Genomic DNA, 16,895 nt, shown 5'->3' with positions numbered 1-16,895 from the left:
ATTTCTGATAAAAATACCGACAGTTTGGTCTTTTGGCAGCTCCTAAAGACCACTTTCAACGAAAACGCTAGCTTCCTTGGTCTTTTGAACATCCCTTAAGACTGTTTTTCACCTTAGAACTGCCTTTTGCTTGAGCCCTTCATGAAGCCCCCGTGAAAATCCGCGCGTCCCCAGTCTTATGAATCCCGCTCCCCTTAGACCCCTTCTTTTTTCGGCAGGGTGAAGGAGAGGATGGCGGCGAGGACTGGAAAGGAGATGGCTGCTAAAAACATCGTATGCAGGCTGCTTTGGTCGGCGAGCCATCCGAGTGCCGGTGCCATGACGCCTCCTGCTGAGATGGCGATTCCGAGTGTGACGCCGGATGCCATGCCGATGCGGTTCGGTAAATACGACTGCCCCATGACGACCATGACGCTAGTAGGGGCGAACAATAAAACGCCGAGCGGGATGAGAAGGGCAGTAGCCACAAACACGTGAGTGACGGACAAAAATAAAATCAGCATCGGGATCAACAAAAGAAAAGACGCAGATACGACCGTCCTCCGTCCTACTCGATCGGCGAGATAGCCTCCAAGCAGCGTCCCTCCTGCGCCGCTTAACAATAACACCGTCAGGGCGCTGCCGCCGGCCACTTTGGATTGGGATAATTCATTAATCCAATACAGCGGCAAAAAGGTATTCATGCCGTAAAAGAGAATCGAGCGGGAAATGAGCAGGATCGTTAACCGGCTGAAGGGTCCCCATTGATCCTTTTCTGTTTTTTCCGTGACGGCTTGCTTCTGTTTGCTTTTTTCGAGGTTACTCGTTTTAAATCGGATCAACTGGCTGAACAACAGGATCGCGATAACAACTGCGAGCAGGATTAAGAGTAACGATCCGCGTAATCCTACTGCAGCGAGACAAGCGGTGGCAACTAAGGGGCCCGCCGCAAAACCGGCATTTCCGCCGACGGAAAAGATGCTCATGCTTAGTGATTTTTTCTCTCCTGCGACGCGGTTGACATTCCGCGCGGCTTCCGGATGATAAGCGGCAATGCCGACACCACTGATGGCCGTCAGCAAAAGAATAAGCCAATACTCGGAAAATAACCCGGTGAAAGCAAGACCTCCGCCAGCGAGTAAAACCCCTACCGGCATGAGCCAGGGAGCTGGATGCACGTCTGAAAACTGCCCAAACACCGGCTGCACAATGGAAGAAGTAACATTAGCCGCAAAAATCAATCCGGCCGCAGCCGCGTAAGTAAAGTGATGTTGTTCGATGAAAAACGGAATCAGCGCCGGCACCACACCTTGATAAAAATCGACTGTAAAATGCCCGGATGATAAGAGATAAATAGATGAACGTTTCATATCGCAAAATCCTTTAATTATTTTTTCTGAACCTATATGCAATTCTGATCACTTACTGACAGTATAAGAAATCCAGGCCACTTATGCACAGATAGTGACCTGGGTCTATAAAACAACCCATATATGGAAAATTTATTATTTTGATCACAACAACTATTGCACCATCTTATGTTCCACAACACTGAGGTCAATGACTCTTTTTAGTTTTTTACGTACCAAATTGCTTTCTCCAAATACAAAAGCACGGTATGTTTTTTCCCTGGAGTTTTTCAATATCTTTATTCTCTAACACACGTATACGCAGGGCATCTGCGTTGTATGAGGCAACTTTACTGGCGTCTTCGGGGTGCAGCAGGATGTATTCATACTGGCTCGTTCTAGCCGCGTCCTCCAACAGGTAAATCGCTTCGAGCGTACTCCCCTTATCCAGGTAGGTTTGCTGGAAGTTGTACCATTTTATGTATCGCCTCACGATGTACTGAATATCCGCAAAGTGCGGGTGCTTGGTATTGGCACGGTACATCTTTCGGTTTTTCACCTCGGACCGGATCAACAGTCCTGCCTCTGTTAAGCGGGTCAGCTCAACCCGCACCGCGTTCGTGGCATCCCCGAATTCCTTTGTAAGCTCGCGTAAATACGCTTCCATTTCTTCATACACAAAAAACTTAATTAACAGCCGAATTCTTGTTTTCGACGTAATAAGATGATCCAGCATCCCCTGCCACCCTCCATGTAATGGGTATTTTTAGCAAACCTCATTTAGTTCTTTACGCTTAACCATTTATACTTATTATCAGTAGTATCGACCATTTCACATAACTATTTACTAATACTTTTTTATGAAAGAGGGCAAGGACAAAAGAGTGTAAAAAAGACACCCTGCTCAGCAGGATGCCTACTTCCCTTCCTTCCATGATCAAGATTTAGTGAAGTACGCTTGCCGATCAAGCAAACTCTGTTTGGCAGCGGGGTTGCTGCAGAAAACTGGCTTCGTATGGCGCTTATGAGACCAGCATTGAAAAAGAGTACCGTGTCAGCTGTTATAAAAAAGCCAACCCTACGCGCTTTAGATGTAAACAAACGTTTGATTAAGATGGGAGTGCCGAGGGAGATCAAGTATGTTGCAGGTTTTTCTTCGGGATTAGATTCACTGCCAGGCGGCGCTGGAAGTCATGAGACTAAATTAGCTGCGAAACTCACGATATTCGGTCTTATGAGACGTTCATAAGACCAGATATACGAGGATTTTAGGGGAACGTGGTCTTATGACGCATTCATGAGACCTAGTTTGATAGATTTTTCCACAAATCTGGTCTTTTAGGGCGTGCATAAGACCAATTTGGCTGTACAAATCATGAAAAACGGTCTTTGGACGTGCTCATAAGACCGGATACACGGGGATTTAAGTAGATTTTGGTCTTTTGAACCGCCCATAAGACCAAATTTGATAGACTTTCCCACGAAACTGGTCTTTTAGGGCATCCATAAGACCAATTTGGTGGCACAGCTCACGAATATTGGTCTTATAAAGCGTGCATGGTACCTGATACTCGGGGATTCACGGAGGACGACACACATATTTGCAGGACACTCATATATATACCGTGAAACGAAAATTCTTTACGGGAGTGAAACAATTTGTATTATCCATATCCACACAACTATTATCCCCCTTACGCAGGGAGAGCGGAAATGAATATGCCGATGAATGACATGGACGACATGAAGAAAATGATGAGGGAACATATGAAAATGACCCAGGAGATTAAGCAGAAAGTCGATAGGATAGAGGAACGGTTGAGGAGAATGGAAGCACAATGCTGCTGTAGTGACTGAGCGGCTTACCGTTTTTCAGCCATAAACGCAAGGTCACGAAACCTTGGATCATCCACGGTTTCGTGACCTTGATTGTTATGTGTTAGCGTTCTCTTTCTCTTTTAAAATTGAATCGTGCACGTTTTCGTTTGTGTATAAAAATCGAGGGCTGCTTTTCCTTGTTCTCTCAAGTAGGAGCTGGACATCTTCATCCCGCCGAATGGTGCCTGGTATTCCACGCCGGATGTTTCCATGTTGACTCTTACCATTCCTGCCTCGGCTTCGCGTAAAAAGCGGTGGGCATACGCGAGGTTTTCGGTGAAAATAGCGGCGCTTAGGCCGTATTCCGTATCATTTGCGACTTCGGTTGCTTCTTCATAGTCTTTTACTTTATATAAAACAACGACAGGACCAAATATTTCATCCTGCATGAGGGAATGGGTGCGTGGGACACCGGTGACAATCATGGGATGGACGTAATAACCGTTTTCTGTTTCTCCTTCATGCTCCACGACCACTTCCGCCTCCGCGCGCGCAAGTTCAGCAAATTCACTGACTGTCTTGTACTGATCTTCTGAAGCCACTGGGCCTACATAAGTAGAAGGGTCCAACGGAGAGCCAACCTCCAAGGCAGCAACTTCCTTTTTCAAGCGTTCTGCCACCTCGTCGAAAATATCCGCTTCCACGATCATACGGCTCGTCGCTGTACATTTTTGACCCGCTGAACTAAACGAGGCGCTGATGAGTTTCGGTATCGTTTTGTCTAAATTAGCATCTTTCAACACAATCGATGGGTTCTTTCCTCCCATTTCGGTCTGACACTTAATATTCCGGCGCGCGCATGTTTCACTGACCCGTGTACCGGTAGCAGTGGACCCCGTGAAACTGACTCCATGGATATTTGCCTCTTCTAATAAAGGGTTCCCCACATGCCTGCCTCTGCCAATGACTAAGTTAAGCACACCGTCCGGCAAAATACCTTCCAAACACTTTACTAGTTTCACAGCGGTTAAGGAAGCGATATCCGCCGGTTTCCAGACAATCGTGTTTCCGCACAGTAAAGCAGGCGCCATTTTCCAGATTGGAATCGCGACCGGGAAATTCCACGGGGGAATGAGCGCCACCGTTCCTAACGGGGTTTTTGTTGTGAATTGATGGACATCCGCATGAGAGGAAGGGATCACACTTCCCTCTGCTTCGAGTCCCATCGAGGCATAATAGTGAAGCAACTGCACACCCCGCTTGATTTCCCCTCTCATCTCGGTAATGGGTTTCCCTGTTTCTCTCGTACCTAGAGTTGCAATCTCTTCCCCGTTCTCTTCCAGGGCCTGCGCCATCTTTGTAAGGTAAGTGCCGCGCTCCGCCCCTGAAAGCTGGGACCATTCCTTATAGGCAGCATTTGCCGCGGCGGTTGCTTGAAAGACGTATTCCGTATCAGAATAATAAAGCGTCCCCACGGTATCTTCAAGATTAGCAGGGCTTACGACATCCCTTTGACCGTGGTCCGGCTGCATCCATTCTCCGTTAATATAATTTTTGCTATTCATGACGATCACTCCTATTAGATTCCCTTTATATACATAGGCAAGATATTAGTTCACAATTTATGAAGCCGTATAAGTAAGCCATGAGAGAATTGCAGACGGTCCATCACCCGGAAACGTTTCGTGATTTTACAGGATGAGTTGTATTCTCTGCATTTAACTGTTCAATGTGTTGTTTGTCCGTACTTTGGACACCGTAATCTTCCTTCAACCATTTAAAGAGAGACATATTAATCAAGACAAAGATAAATAAAATCGGGAAACCTGTAATAACGGCTAGTGTCTGCAAGGCATCCAATCCTCCGCCATACAATAGAATCGTAGCAACGGAGCAAAGCACTCCTGCCCAAAACAAACGCACCCATCTTGGCGGTTCTTTTCCAACTTCGAAGGAAGGCATGGACACCTGTGACAGTGTGTACGCAGCTGTATCAATCGTTGTTGCCAAAAAGATGAAACAGAAAATGATAAAGAGAATGATGAGTGGTGCGCCGCCAATTGGTAACGCTTTGATAGTGGCAACGATAGCAGCCGGAGCACCCTGCGTATCCATGATATCCATTATCGGTACTATTTTATTTAACTGAAAATAAAGACTTGTGTTCCCAAAAAACGAGAATGCCAACAAACAGCCTATCGATCCTCCCCCACACATTCCCATTACTAATTGACGTATGGTACGCCCTTTGGAAATTCTTGCTGTAAACATTGCCATATAAGAGGCAAACGCGAACCACCAGCCCCAATAGAAAATGGTCCAGTCTTGTGCGAAAGTTGAACCTCCTACGGCGTCCGTTGTAAGACTCATCCGTATAAAATTCTGAAATAGTAATCCTAAGCTATCTACCGTCTTATTAATAATGAACAACGTTGGTCCAAAAACCAAAAAGAGTAAGAGAAATAATATATAAATCCATAAGTTGATATCACTTAAGACTTTCAAGCCTTTTTTAAGACCGAAATATAAACTACCTGAGAAAATCAATGTCCATAGTAAAATAATGCCGATGTCCAGCCATATGGAGCGTGGAATCGCAGTAACGTCAGAAATTGCTTCCGCCAGCATCGGCGTCCCTAACCCCAGGGATGTCCCGACGCCTCCTACAATACCAAACATGAACAAAACGTCGATACCTTTTCCCATCCAACCGTCTGCTTTGTCCCCGAGAACCCCTCTACAAGCAGAACTCAGTCGTAAAGATGGAATTTTCTTTATATATACGGCGTAAGCTAACGCAATCGAAGGGAGACAGTAAATAACGAATCCCATGAAACCCCAATGAAAAATTCCATACGTCGATGCCCAGTTTGCCGCTTCTGTACTTAGCGGTTCAACCCCGAATGGCGGCGGGGAACCATAATAGTGCGCCCATTCAATAAATCCCCAGAAAACTAAGCTTGATCCCGCCGTGGATGTGAAAATCATCGCAATCCAGCTAAGCGTGGAGAACTCTGGTTTGGTATTGCCGAATCTAATGTTACCGTATTTTCCAAACCCTAAATACATGACAATTCCAAATACCACCATCGCTCCGACCAAGTATAGTGCCCCAAAATTGCTGGTTAAAAAAGCTAGAACACTAGACAGCAACTGCGTGCCCTTTTCTGCGTTAATTAACACCGGGACCACGATAATAGCAATAAGCATAAGGGACGCAAAAAATATTCCCTTGTCAATTTTACCGGACTTCATTATATTCCTCCTTTATTCATTTAGTGAAGTTACGCTTTTTTCACAGTATAAAACGCTTTCACAATTTCATAAACGCCATCGTATAAGCGAAGACCACAGCACGAATCGAATGTGTGGCTGACTGACGTCACCTTATCGTCTCAGTTGCCACATGAGCGTCATCCTTCTTGCGACTGGTCATCTGGCATCTGAGACCACCGTGATAAAATGATAAATGATCAATAACGAAAACGTAAGTCTTGAAATAATCATTTCACAGGTTAGACTCCTTCAAAGAGCAAGGAGTCCAACCAGTACGGCTGCCTCTATCTAGAATTCACTGTCATTCTTCTTCATTTCTTTTTCATAATGTTGATGGAAGTGTTTTAACGCATACTCCGTAGGGGAATAGATCCCTTGTTTGAATCCTTCTGTGTCAAAACCGGACTGCAGGAGTTCGACCAGTTCAAAATCTTCTTCGCGAACCTGATCAACAAACCGGACTAACTCCTCTTGTTCTTCCGTCATTTCGTCTTTCTGGAAATAATAACTGTAAATTGCCAAGGAGCGGTTTGGTGAAAGCGGTAAAATTTGACTCGTTGTCATATTCCCGTCTTCCCCCGGGTAGATGCTGACCATCAAGTTCGGCCAAATCCAATAAAAGTTCGCCTGCTCCTCACTTGTTTCGTTCGATAACTTGGAGTATTGGCACGTATAGCCGTCATGCAAATCAATGTGATAGTTTTTCATGTCAAAGGTTTTTGCAAATTCCGGATGGGCAATCTTGCAATGATCACATTCTAAATAGTTGTCGATGATTGCTTTCCAATTGGCATCAATGACCTTCTCCGTCACCCGAATTCTTTTTAAGGAATCTAGAAAATCATATTTCGCGAGATCTTTCATCAGTTCATCATGCGTTTCTTTCATCGGTTTTGCCTCGGGGTCTAAGTTTACAAAGATCATCGACTGATAGACTTCGAGATTCACATGCGTCATACAGCTATGGTCGCCTAGATCATTCGTATCGAAATTCGGTGCTCTATTTAGATTACCATCCAGGCTAAACGTCCATCCATGATAGGAGCACATAAAAAGTTTTTTGTTACCTTGATCCTTCTTTTCTACTTTCGTTCCCCGGTGAGGACAAACGTTGTAAAACGCGTTCAGTTCATTATTTTTATCCCGGCTGATAATTAATGGCTGCCCGGCGATTTCAAAGGTAAAAAAGTCACCAACGTTCGCCACCTGACTCGTATGGCCGGCTAAGATCCAGTTTTTCAAAAAAACCTTATTTTTCTCTTCTGTAAGCGTTTGCGGATCAACGTAGGCTTTATAAGATAGCGTGTGCTCGAGCGCTTCCATTGTATCTGTTTTGTTCATTGTGATCGTGCCCCCTTCTGTTTTAAAGTTCCCAATTGATGAAATAGTCTAATCATATAAAATGCAATTCCCATGCCAACTTAAAATATTCCGTACTTTACGGCATTTTGGCTGAAATAGATAGCGTATTCGCGTAAAAATCCGAGTTTAAAAAAACTCAGTGAGTGTACATACACTCATCTTTTTATCCTGCCTTCGTTTTTTCTACTTGCTCTGCAAAAGGCTGTTCTGCCACCCTAATTGATTCGGTCGGGCATTCCTCATGGGCTTCTTCTACTTCTTCCACAAGACCTTCGGGGACTTCCACCGCCCCGTCATTTTGATCTAAGAGGCTGTAAGAAAGTCCGTCTTCATCATACGCAAACACATCCGGGGCAATCTCACCGCACGCCCCGCAGCTTATGCACGTTTCCTGGTTTACTCTCGTATACAACGTCATCATCCTCACTCCTTTAGTATCTTTAGTTTGCCAAAACCTTTTCTTTTTTCTTGTTTGCTGGCTGTTCCCCCATGACACTTGTACTGTGGGGAGCTTGCACTTTGGCGGTTGGGTCCATGTAAACCTTCGCGTTGCTGACCGCTATCGGCGCTTCCCCGAACCCGGTCGCAATCAAATTTACTTTTCCTTCATACGTGCAAATATCCCCCACTGCGTACATGCCTTCCACGTTCGTTTCCATTTTTGAGTTGACGACGATGGAGTTTTTGTCGATCTCGAGTCCCCAGTCTTTAATCGGGCCGAGCGACGCAACAAATCCATAATTCACCAGTACATCATCGACATCAAGCGCTGTTGTTTCTTCCCCCTTCGTCACCTGCAGAACGACTTTTTCAATCCTCGTATTTCCGACGAGTTCCACCGGTACATATGGGGTCATTTTTTCGACCGTCGATTGGTTCAGCGTTTCCACACTGTGTTCATGGGCGCGAAATTTATCCCGTCTATGAATGATCGTGACCTTTTCAGCAATCGGTTCGAGCATCAACGCCCAGTCAACCGCTGAATCTCCGCCACCAAACACCGCAACTTTTTTCCCTGCAAATCGATCCAAGTTTTGTACCGAGTAATGCAGATTTGCCTCTTCAAACTGCTCTTCATTGTCCAGCTTGAGTTTACGTGGCTGGAAGGCTCCATTGCCCGCTGTAATAATGATTGTTTTCGAATAATGAACGTCTTGATTCGTCACAATCTTGAAGATGCCGTCTTCGTCTTTTTCCACGTGTTCCACCGCCTGACCGAGGCAAGTTTCCACGTCAAATTGATTCATTTGCACAGTTAGATTATCAACAAGCTCTTGAGCTTTTACTTTTGGGAACCCGGCAATATCGTATATATACTTTTCAGGATAAAGCGCGGATAACTGTCCTCCCAGCTGCGGGAGGCTTTCGATAATCTTGACGGATGCCTGGCGCATGCCTGCGTAAAAGGCAGTAAACATTCCGGCAGGGCCACCGCCGATAATCGTCATATCCACTATTTCCTTATTTTCTTCCACGTTATCTTCCTCCTTCTTCTGAACAACACAGAGCGTTAGTAACAGAGTGAATGTACACAATAGTAGTTTTACATTTCTTACAATTTGAATTAGTATTATTTGTAAATATCGTGCCCGCCGCTCTGTTTCTGTTCCTGTTGGTGTGCTGGTTATATGTATTGCAATAACCATGCCAACAAAAAAACAGGGGAAATCCAGCATGGAAACGGTTAAAAGGTTTTATGTTGAACATAAATGAACTCAAATCGAGTTTAAAAAAACTCAATTTTAAAGTGAAGGAGGTCTTCTTATGCTCGGTCATTATGTCGATAACCTCGACCTGGAAACATTAACTCAGATTTTGGACTATTCGTCTGATGAAATTTTTGTCCTGGATGGGGACATGAAAATTATTTATGTAAATGATGCCTGTAAGAAGCACTACGGGTTAACGAAGGAAGAGGTCATCGGAAAACGAAGCAACGAGTTAGTGGAAGAAGGATACTGGACACCTTCCATTTTTCCGGAAGTGTTTGAGAAAAAAGAACCCATTTCGGTTGTCCAGACCACGATTCTCGGGGCAGAATTACTGACATCGGCGATTCCTATATTAAATGAGCGTCAGGAAGTGGAACTGGTCGTAACCACAGCTCGGGAAATACAAAGTTATAAAATGCTCAAAACAAAAGACGACCTCCCCACGCCGTCCGAGGAAGAAAACGATCAATCCACGAACATCATTACGAATAACGAAAAAATGAAAAACATACTGAAATTGTCTAAAAAAGTAGCCACAACAAATTCTAATATTTTAATACTCGGGGAATCCGGGACCGGAAAAGGAATGCTGGCACAATATATTCACGAGCACAGCCTCAGAAAGAACGGGCCTTTTCTTACCGTTAACTGCGCGGCGATTCCCGCTGAATTAATCGAATCGGAATTGTTCGGTTACACACCGGGCGCTTTCACAAATGCAAGCCGTTCGGGGAAGACTGGACTCTTGGAAGCCGCGGATGGCGGCACGCTGTTCCTGGATGAAATCGGCGAAATGCCAGCTTCCCTGCAAGCGAAAATGCTGCAATTTATCCAAGAGAAAAGGTTCATTCCCATCGGCGGCCATAAGGAAAGAAAAGTGGATGTGCGGATTTTATCTGCGACAAACCGCAACCTCGATGAGATGGTGAAAAACCAGACATTTCGAGAAGATTTATTTTACCGGCTCAATGTAGTGGATATTAAAATGCCTTCTCTCCGGGAGCGAAGAGAAGATATCATTCCCATCACCTATCATTTCTTATACAAACTTAATCGGATGTATGAAGTGAATAAACTCATTTCCGAAGACTGCCTGGAGCTGTTATCGCACTACTCATGGCCCGGGAACATCCGCCAATTAGAAAATCTCGTGGAAAGAATGGTGATCACAAGTGATGACGTGATTGACGTGTATGACGTACCAGAAAGAATTTACACAGAAAGTAAAAACGGATTGGAGCAAACCCCTTCCTCTTTAAACGAAGCAGTAGAACTGACAAAAAAAGAACTGGTACAGCGATCCTATAAGCTGCACAAAAGTTCACGCGCGGTAGCGAGCGACCTCGAAATCAGCCAAACTCAAGCATCCAAATTAATTAGAAAGTACTGTCACGGCGATTAAATAAAAAAAGCGCAAACACTCTGCAACACACAGAGCATTTGCGCTAAATCATGGTCTCCGTTGTCGTTCGGTCTACTCCACGACAACCGTAATTTCTTTTGCTTCTTCCCAATCATAAGCGTTTGGGATTATTTTGATATAGCCAGTGCCTCTTTTGATTGGTTTAATCGTTTTTTCATCTTGGAACGATAAAATTTTACCATTTACCAGCACTCTTTCCGTCGTATCATCTAGGAATGTAGGTTTTAACTTAATGGTTTGGTCTTTTTTTACGGTGATTTTGTTCGTATCCGGTGTGATGCTGACTACTTTGCCGTTTTGCATCTGATAGTCGATGACGACGTCTTCAGCTTTTTCTTTTTCATCCGCGGACAAGCGCAGGTCTTCGTTCAGCAGTCTTGACAGAATGATAGAAAATTGTGCCCGTGTTAGCGGCTCGCCTGGTTTGAAGCGAGTGTTGTTGTCATAACCGGAAATGACGCCGAGATTGTACAACTTGTTGATTTCACCGTACCCCGTCGTTTTTGTTGTTACGTCACGGAATGGGCTGGAAGAATCGGTGCCAATTTCAAACGCTTTTCCGATAATCGCTGACATTTGGGCTCTCGTGATAGTAGCGTTCGGACGGAAAGTTCCGTCTGGATAGCCATTAAGAACACCTTCCGAAGCCGCATACGCAATCGCATTCGCTGCATAATAGTCACGATCTACATCCGAAAAGTCAGCAGACGCAGAGGTTGTGTCCCAATCAAGTGCGCGCGCAATCATCGTAACCGCCTGGCCGCGCTTCAAATGATCGTTCGGATGGAACGTGCCATCTGGATAGCCTCCGATAATGCCCTGATCCGTTAAATACGTAATCGCATCAAACGCCCAGTAATCTTTTTTCACATCGAAAAAGGGTGTATCGTACTTCACAGCTCCGCGTACATTTTTCACGCGGAGGCCATCGCTCGTTTCAACAAGCGTCACCGTCCGAGTGCCCGCAGGCCTGATCATCGGACCATCTTCACGCTGAAAATATTCAGACACGACGATCTCTTTCCCGTTGTATTCGACATCCGTATTACGATTGTAACTAAAGTCCGGGATAAAACCGACCAGCGCATCCGTCGGAATCGTTTCCCACTTGCCGTACTGCTTCCAATACATGTGATCCACAAAATAATTGCTGTACTCTCTCAGGAAATGCGAAGAATACGCGTCCAGCAGGTCATCCTTCGTCTTGAACGGACCTGGCGTGTTCCACTGTTTGTGGCTCGCCTCCTGCAAAAACTCAAAAACATCCCCTCTTGAATAGTCACTTGATGCCGCGTACGCCTGCCCTACCGCCGCAAAGGCAATAGCAAACACAAGCGCCAAAACTGTTAAAACTCTCTTCATCCCATGTCCCCCTAGTCTTTTCAAAGTTTCAGAGCCTTTTCGGAGCCTTCGATATGTATAAAAGAAAACCACCAACATGAAGACCCCTGAATGGTTCATACGAAAATATTAGCAAAAAATGCCTACACTCTCAACTTTTTCATCTTTCTGACAGCATATCTTGCCCTTTCTCCCCCCTTGAAAGCCCCTTCAGCGAAAAAACTAGCAAACTTGTTCTTATGAAAGCCCCATAAGACCAATTTCAACCGCTCCTCTAGCATTTCTGGTCTTTGGAACGCTTCTTAAGACCATTTTCAATCGATTCTCTAGCATTTTTGGTCCTTTGAATGCTCCTTAAGACCAATCTCGACGACTCTTCTACCGTTTTTGGTCTTTTGAACACTCCTTAAGACTATTTTCAGCCGATTCTCTAGCATTTTTGGTCTTTTGAATGCTCCTTAAGACCACATTCAGCCGCTCCTCTATCGTTTTTGGTCTTTTGAACGCCCCTTAAGACCAATTCCGACGACTCTTCTATCGTTTTTGGTCTTTTGAATGCTCCTTAAGACCAATTTCGACGAATCTTCTATCATTTTTGGTCTTTTGAACACTCCTTAAGACCAGTTTCAACCGCTCCTCTATCACTTTTGGTCTTTTGAACACTCCTTAAGACCAGTTTCGACGAATCTTCTATCATTTTTGGTCTTTTGAACGCCCCTTAAGACCAATTCCGACGACTCTTCTACCGTTTTTGGTCTTTTGAGCACTCCTTAAGACCAGTTTCACCCACTCCTCTAGCATTTGCGGTCTTTTGAACGCTCCATAGGACCAAGTTGCTGTCTTTTTAACCTAAATGTGGTCTTATGATCCTTCCATAAGACCGGCTTCCTCTCTTTTCTACGAGAAACAGGTCTCATGAACGTTCATGAGACCTGTTATTCCTTCGCTTCCTTCTTTTTCAGTCATATAAAAATTCAAACAAGCTCACTCTCCTGGATGCGGCTTGACGGCACGTGTTTCCTCCTTTTTCCTTACTCTCTTTTCCATCTCGTTTGCCCGAGTCCGAAGAATCCGAATGAGAGAACCGCTAACACGCTCATGGCGATGAACGCGCCTCGGCTTCCTTGTAAAACCGCTTCCGGGTAAGGAACGGATGGATCGTTTGTACTCAGGCTTATCAGCGTCGTTAACAGTGTGACGCCGATTCCCATGCCGAATTGGCGCAGTGTCGTCACAATCGAGGTGCCATGTGCCAGTTCGGTACGCGGCACCCGGTTCATCGCTAGCGTTACTTGCGGCATCATCGTCAGCCCGATCCCGGCCATAAATATACAAAAGATACTGCTGATAAAAATCGAAGACGTCTCTTTATCAAACAAAATAAATAGAAAACAAGCCACTAGTAATAGGATAAACCCACTGGAGATGACAGTCTTGCCGCCGTATTTATCAAACAAGTGCCCTCCTAAAAGAGAAGTGATCGATAAGATGACCGTCCCGGGGAACAAGATCACGCCGGCGACAAAGGCACTGCTTCCTTGCGCATCTTGAGAGAACAATGGCAAAATCGTTTCCGCCGATAACAAAAGCATCGCAATAATAAAAACGGAGGCCGTAATCCAGGTGAATGATTTATTTTTCAGAATGCGTACATTTAATGTAGGAAACTTCAATGTCAACTGTCTCTGGACAAACAGCCACAAGCACAGCACCCCTGCCAACAGCGGAAGCCACACGATCCAATCGACAAAACCGACGACACTGATCATACTGGTACCGAATAAAATTCCCGTCAAACTCACACTGGATAAGACGACCGAGGGAACGTCCAGTTTGGTGGGACGCTGTTCGGTTATATTCCGCATATACACGCTTGCAAGGAGTAGAAAAAAACCAGCAGGCGGGAGAATAATGAAAAAGAGAAACGGCCAGGAATAAAAGTCGACGATCAAACCGGCGATCGACGGTCCAATGGCAGGGGCTACATTCATAACGAAACCAAGAAGCCCCATGGCGCGTCCCCGCTGGTTTTCCGGGTAGACCATTAATAAGATTGTCTGAACGAGCGGAAGCATAATCCCAGCTCCGATGGCTTGAATGATCCGCGCCACGACGAGTACGAGAAAAGAAGGGGCCAGCCATCCGATCAACGTCCCAATCACGAGCATCACCAGGGAGCTGACAACGAGCTGCCGCGTCGTGAATCGATCAATTAAATAGCCGGTCATGAGAATGAAGATAGAAGTCACCAATAAAAAAGCAGTAGTCAGCCACTGAACTTGTGTCGCGTTAATAGCATAGTCCCTCATTATCACGGGATACGCCGTAATGAGAAGAAACTGATTCAATAAAAACAAAAAATTAGCGCCGATGACGATAAAGATGATTAATCGTCTCTGTCTATTCGTTAATGCAGAAACCCCCATCCTCTTCCCCCTTTCCGTAAAAAACGCAAACAATATAATACGAATCTATTGATAAGATATCGCGTAGTTAAGTAATAAAAAGCTGTTCCCAGGCAACAATAACGGGGACAGCTTTTTGCTGTTATGGATTCTGATTTATTTTTTCACACATAGCTTCACAGCTAGCCACGCTGACATCTTTTTTTCTCGGCTTCCTCTCTACCATGATATCTTTTTCACCGCAGTTTTCAAGCGATACCCTTGTGATATACAAGAAATGAGTTGTATGTTACACTCATTTTCAATTATTTTATCGTTACGGCTCTACAGTCGAAAGGGGATTCTTATGAAAGCTCATGAAATCATGATCCGTGATGTATATTACGTGAACGAAACAGATACGTTACGTGCTGTCATTGAGCTCTTTATTCAACACGGCATTAGCGGACTCCCGATAATTAACGACCAAAAAGAAATCGTCGCGTATATCAGTGATGGGGATATTATGCGTTATATCGGCCGGCGCAAAGATATTGTGGTCGATTCCTTTTACATGGTGAACGTCATTCAAGACGCCAACATTCCTTTTAAAGAACGCCTGCAGCAGGTCCTCGAGTTACCTGTCATGGAAATGGCTGAGAAGAAGGTTATTAAAGTGGACGAGGCCGAACCAATTGAGGATGCGGCAGCATTACTCGGAAACAAGAGGATCAAAAAGCTCCCCGTGGAACAGGACGGAAAATTAATCGGCATCATCAGCCGCGGCGACGTGATTCGCAACGCGTTCAAAACGCTTCTATAAGAGACGCAAAAAAGACAGCCCAAAGGAGCAGGAGCTGTCTTTTTTCCAGGGAGGTGATGCATCATTGTCTTGCTTCCGTTATGACATCAGAGACTTCAGCTGCTCTATTCTCGACATGGAAAAGTTCCCGAATTCTTCCTGGCACAACTGCTCCTTGAGAAATTTTAGAACTTTCGGAGCTACTTCTGTGTTTGGATAATCGTTGATCCCTCCCCCTTCTATATGCGGTAAGATAGTAAACCAAAAGTGTCCTTTGTCGGGAACGTTGACCCGCTCCGTGTGAATGCCGGCATGTATCAGTTTTTCAGCAAATGCTTCTGACTGATCGGGTGGCACTACCTTGTCCGTCCCACCCCACGTAAGAAAATAGCTGGTGTCAAAAATCGGATGCTCCAACGCCCCCTCTATTCCATGAATCGGAGAGCCTTTTTTATAGATATCCGGGTCTTTCTCATAGGAAGTACCCATTAATCGGTGTAAGCGAGTGTGGTTGTCCGGGGAAGTCGTCCACAATTTTTCCAGGTCATACACCCCGTATGCTCCTACGACGGCCCTTACTTTAAAACTTGCATTTGTCGCATACGTAAAAGAAAACTGAGCAGCTAGGTGTCCCCCCGCGGAGTCACCCATGATACCGAGACGCTGCGGCTCGACCCCCCATTCATTTGCATGGCTTACAATGAAATTCACGGCCGCGTGTATGTCGTGTAGAACAGCGGGATAAATAGAATAGTCTGGTGTCATCAAACGATAATTCACAGCCATGGCTGCAAAGCCCGCTTCAGCCAGATAATACCCCCACTCTTTATACATTTCTTTCGACCCCGATTGAAACCAGCCGCCATGGATAAGGATGACAACCGGGATGTCTTCCCCTTCTCTAGGGCGGTACACATCAGCCGTTAATAATTCCCTCTCCGTTTTCCCATAGACTACATTTTTTTCCACTATTATTTCCTTACACATCATCTTCTCCTTTAACTAGTTATATCTACACATAACCTTTACGACGAACAAAAGCTAAAATTATTCTAATTAAAATAACGGATAGCAGCATACCTAAACTACTTACACCAATCCCCATTCCTAACCAAGAGCCAATCACAAAAGAGCTTAGGAAGACTGCCAGAAAAGCAACTACACAAATTAGTAAAGATCTTTCATTACTTTGCTTTAAACTTTTAAAAATAATAAAAATCATAAAATTTGCTATAAAACCAATACCAATGGGAATAAGTATATCCATACAACCACCTCTTTTTCCACAATGCACAATTACAACAAGCCGGTTCTTATACGCAAACCCCTTTTTAGACGCGTCGTGCCCAGTCGTATTTTCCCTAATTTGCAGTATATCGCTGAAAACAGTACGTATTCTTCTGATTTTTTGGTAAAATGATTATCTAGAAAAAAAGGGGAAGGGGGTAC

The 16,895-nt window shown here is 44.8% G+C and carries 15 protein-coding genes; 4 read left to right on the top strand and 11 right to left on the bottom strand.

The genetic code is table 11. The annotated features are described in order from the left end of the window. Positions 1-194 precede the first annotated feature (194 nt). A complete protein-coding gene (locus tag LOR49_RS00520) occupies positions 195-1,349 on the bottom strand; it encodes an MFS transporter (RefSeq protein ID WP_240374043.1) in 1,155 nt (384 codons plus the stop codon). Positions 1,350-1,557: 208 nt separating this feature from the next. Continuing rightward, positions 1,558-2,064 carry a hypothetical protein gene (locus LOR49_RS00515; RefSeq protein ID WP_240374042.1) on the bottom strand — a complete coding sequence of 169 codons (507 nt, stop codon included), beginning with the start codon at positions 2,062-2,064 and terminating at the stop codon, positions 1,558-1,560. A 222-nt stretch (positions 2,065-2,286) separates the two neighbouring features. Between LOR49_RS00515 and LOR49_RS00510 the strand changes: the two genes are divergently transcribed. After that, positions 2,287-2,577, top strand: coding sequence for a hypothetical protein (locus LOR49_RS00510; protein ID WP_240374041.1), 291 nt, complete (start codon positions 2,287-2,289; stop codon positions 2,575-2,577). 464 nt (positions 2,578-3,041) lie between these two features. Then, the gene (locus LOR49_RS00505; protein ID WP_240374040.1) at positions 3,042-3,185 is read left to right on the top strand and encodes a hypothetical protein; all 144 of its coding nucleotides are present in this window, start codon (positions 3,042-3,044) and stop codon (positions 3,183-3,185) included. 101 nt (positions 3,186-3,286) lie between these two features. On the opposite strand, the gene LOR49_RS00500 is transcribed toward LOR49_RS00505, so the two are convergent. The 5 genes from LOR49_RS00500 to LOR49_RS00480 form a co-directional block, all read right to left on the bottom strand. Further along, the gene (locus LOR49_RS00500) at positions 3,287-4,711 is read right to left on the bottom strand and encodes an aldehyde dehydrogenase family protein (protein ID WP_240374039.1); all 1,425 of its coding nucleotides are present in this window, start codon (positions 4,709-4,711) and stop codon (positions 3,287-3,289) included. Between the two features lie 103 nt (positions 4,712-4,814). After that, complete coding sequence (locus tag LOR49_RS00495) at positions 4,815-6,401, bottom strand: BCCT family transporter (protein WP_240374038.1); 1,587 nt, start codon at positions 6,399-6,401, stop codon at positions 4,815-4,817. A 309-nt stretch (positions 6,402-6,710) separates the two neighbouring features. Beyond that, positions 6,711-7,763 (bottom strand): aromatic ring-hydroxylating oxygenase subunit alpha, encoded by a 1,053-nt coding sequence (locus tag LOR49_RS00490; RefSeq protein ID WP_240374037.1) that lies wholly within the window; start codon positions 7,761-7,763, stop codon positions 6,711-6,713. A 184-nt stretch (positions 7,764-7,947) separates the two neighbouring features. After that, positions 7,948-8,202: a ferredoxin gene (locus tag LOR49_RS00485; protein ID WP_240374036.1), complete on the bottom strand. Its 255-nt coding sequence runs from the start codon at positions 8,200-8,202 to the stop codon at positions 7,948-7,950. Between the two features lie 22 nt (positions 8,203-8,224). Continuing rightward, positions 8,225-9,259: an NAD(P)/FAD-dependent oxidoreductase gene (locus tag LOR49_RS00480; protein WP_240374035.1), complete on the bottom strand. Its 1,035-nt coding sequence runs from the start codon at positions 9,257-9,259 to the stop codon at positions 8,225-8,227. 289 nt (positions 9,260-9,548) lie between these two features. Here LOR49_RS00480 and LOR49_RS00475 point away from each other — a divergent pair, with 289 nt between their 5' ends. Next, positions 9,549-10,898: a sigma-54 interaction domain-containing protein gene (locus tag LOR49_RS00475; protein WP_240374034.1), complete on the top strand. Its 1,350-nt coding sequence runs from the start codon at positions 9,549-9,551 to the stop codon at positions 10,896-10,898. Between the two features lie 72 nt (positions 10,899-10,970). On the opposite strand, the gene LOR49_RS00470 is transcribed toward LOR49_RS00475, so the two are convergent. Both LOR49_RS00470 and LOR49_RS00465 read right to left on the bottom strand, forming a co-directional pair. Next, the gene (locus tag LOR49_RS00470; RefSeq protein ID WP_240374033.1) at positions 10,971-12,281 is read right to left on the bottom strand and encodes a DUF3993 domain-containing protein; all 1,311 of its coding nucleotides are present in this window, start codon (positions 12,279-12,281) and stop codon (positions 10,971-10,973) included. Between the two features lie 1,010 nt (positions 12,282-13,291). After that, positions 13,292-14,686 carry a DHA2 family efflux MFS transporter permease subunit gene (locus LOR49_RS00465; RefSeq protein ID WP_240374032.1) on the bottom strand — a complete coding sequence of 465 codons (1,395 nt, stop codon included), beginning with the start codon at positions 14,684-14,686 and terminating at the stop codon, positions 13,292-13,294. A gap of 325 nt (positions 14,687-15,011) precedes the next feature. On the opposite strand from LOR49_RS00465, the gene LOR49_RS00460 reads away from it, so the two are divergent. Beyond that, the gene (locus LOR49_RS00460; RefSeq protein WP_240374031.1) at positions 15,012-15,467 is read left to right on the top strand and encodes a CBS domain-containing protein; all 456 of its coding nucleotides are present in this window, start codon (positions 15,012-15,014) and stop codon (positions 15,465-15,467) included. Between the two features lie 78 nt (positions 15,468-15,545). On the opposite strand, the gene LOR49_RS00455 is transcribed toward LOR49_RS00460, so the two are convergent. After that, positions 15,546-16,415 carry an alpha/beta hydrolase gene (locus LOR49_RS00455; RefSeq protein ID WP_240374030.1) on the bottom strand — a complete coding sequence of 290 codons (870 nt, stop codon included), beginning with the start codon at positions 16,413-16,415 and terminating at the stop codon, positions 15,546-15,548. 43 nt (positions 16,416-16,458) lie between these two features. Beyond that, positions 16,459-16,713: a hypothetical protein gene (locus tag LOR49_RS00450; protein WP_240374029.1), complete on the bottom strand. Its 255-nt coding sequence runs from the start codon at positions 16,711-16,713 to the stop codon at positions 16,459-16,461. Between the last annotated feature and the right edge of the window lie 182 nt (positions 16,714-16,895).

It is taken from the genome of Bacillus piscicola, assembly GCF_022458745.1.
Taxonomy (GTDB): Bacteria; Bacillota; Bacilli; order Bacillales; family Marinococcaceae; genus Alteribacillus_A; species Alteribacillus_A piscicola.
Note: the sequence above shows the minus strand (reverse complement) of the source record. Positions and strands in the feature narration are given on the sequence as shown.

Coding starts and splice junctions, on each gene's coding strand:
- LOR49_RS00520 (WP_240374043.1), bottom strand. CDS start 1,349: ATGAAACGTTCATCTATTTATCTCTTATCATCCGGGCATTTTACAGTC.
- LOR49_RS00515 (WP_240374042.1), bottom strand. CDS start 2,064: ATGCTGGATCATCTTATTACGTCGAAAACAAGAATTCGGCTGTTAATT.
- LOR49_RS00505 (WP_240374040.1), top strand. CDS start 3,042: ATGAATATGCCGATGAATGACATGGACGACATGAAGAAAATGATGAGG.
- LOR49_RS00500 (WP_240374039.1), bottom strand. CDS start 4,711: ATGAATAGCAAAAATTATATTAACGGAGAATGGATGCAGCCGGACCAC.
- LOR49_RS00495 (WP_240374038.1), bottom strand. CDS start 6,401: ATGAAGTCCGGTAAAATTGACAAGGGAATATTTTTTGCGTCCCTTATG.
- LOR49_RS00490 (WP_240374037.1), bottom strand. CDS start 7,763: ATGAACAAAACAGATACAATGGAAGCGCTCGAGCACACGCTATCTTAT.
- LOR49_RS00485 (WP_240374036.1), bottom strand. CDS start 8,202: ATGACGTTGTATACGAGAGTAAACCAGGAAACGTGCATAAGCTGCGGG.
- LOR49_RS00475 (WP_240374034.1), top strand. CDS start 9,549: ATGCTCGGTCATTATGTCGATAACCTCGACCTGGAAACATTAACTCAG.
- LOR49_RS00470 (WP_240374033.1), bottom strand. CDS start 12,281: ATGAAGAGAGTTTTAACAGTTTTGGCGCTTGTGTTTGCTATTGCCTTT.
- LOR49_RS00465 (WP_240374032.1), bottom strand. CDS start 14,686: ATGGGGGTTTCTGCATTAACGAATAGACAGAGACGATTAATCATCTTT.
- LOR49_RS00460 (WP_240374031.1), top strand. CDS start 15,012: ATGAAAGCTCATGAAATCATGATCCGTGATGTATATTACGTGAACGAA.
- LOR49_RS00450 (WP_240374029.1), bottom strand. CDS start 16,713: ATGGATATACTTATTCCCATTGGTATTGGTTTTATAGCAAATTTTATG.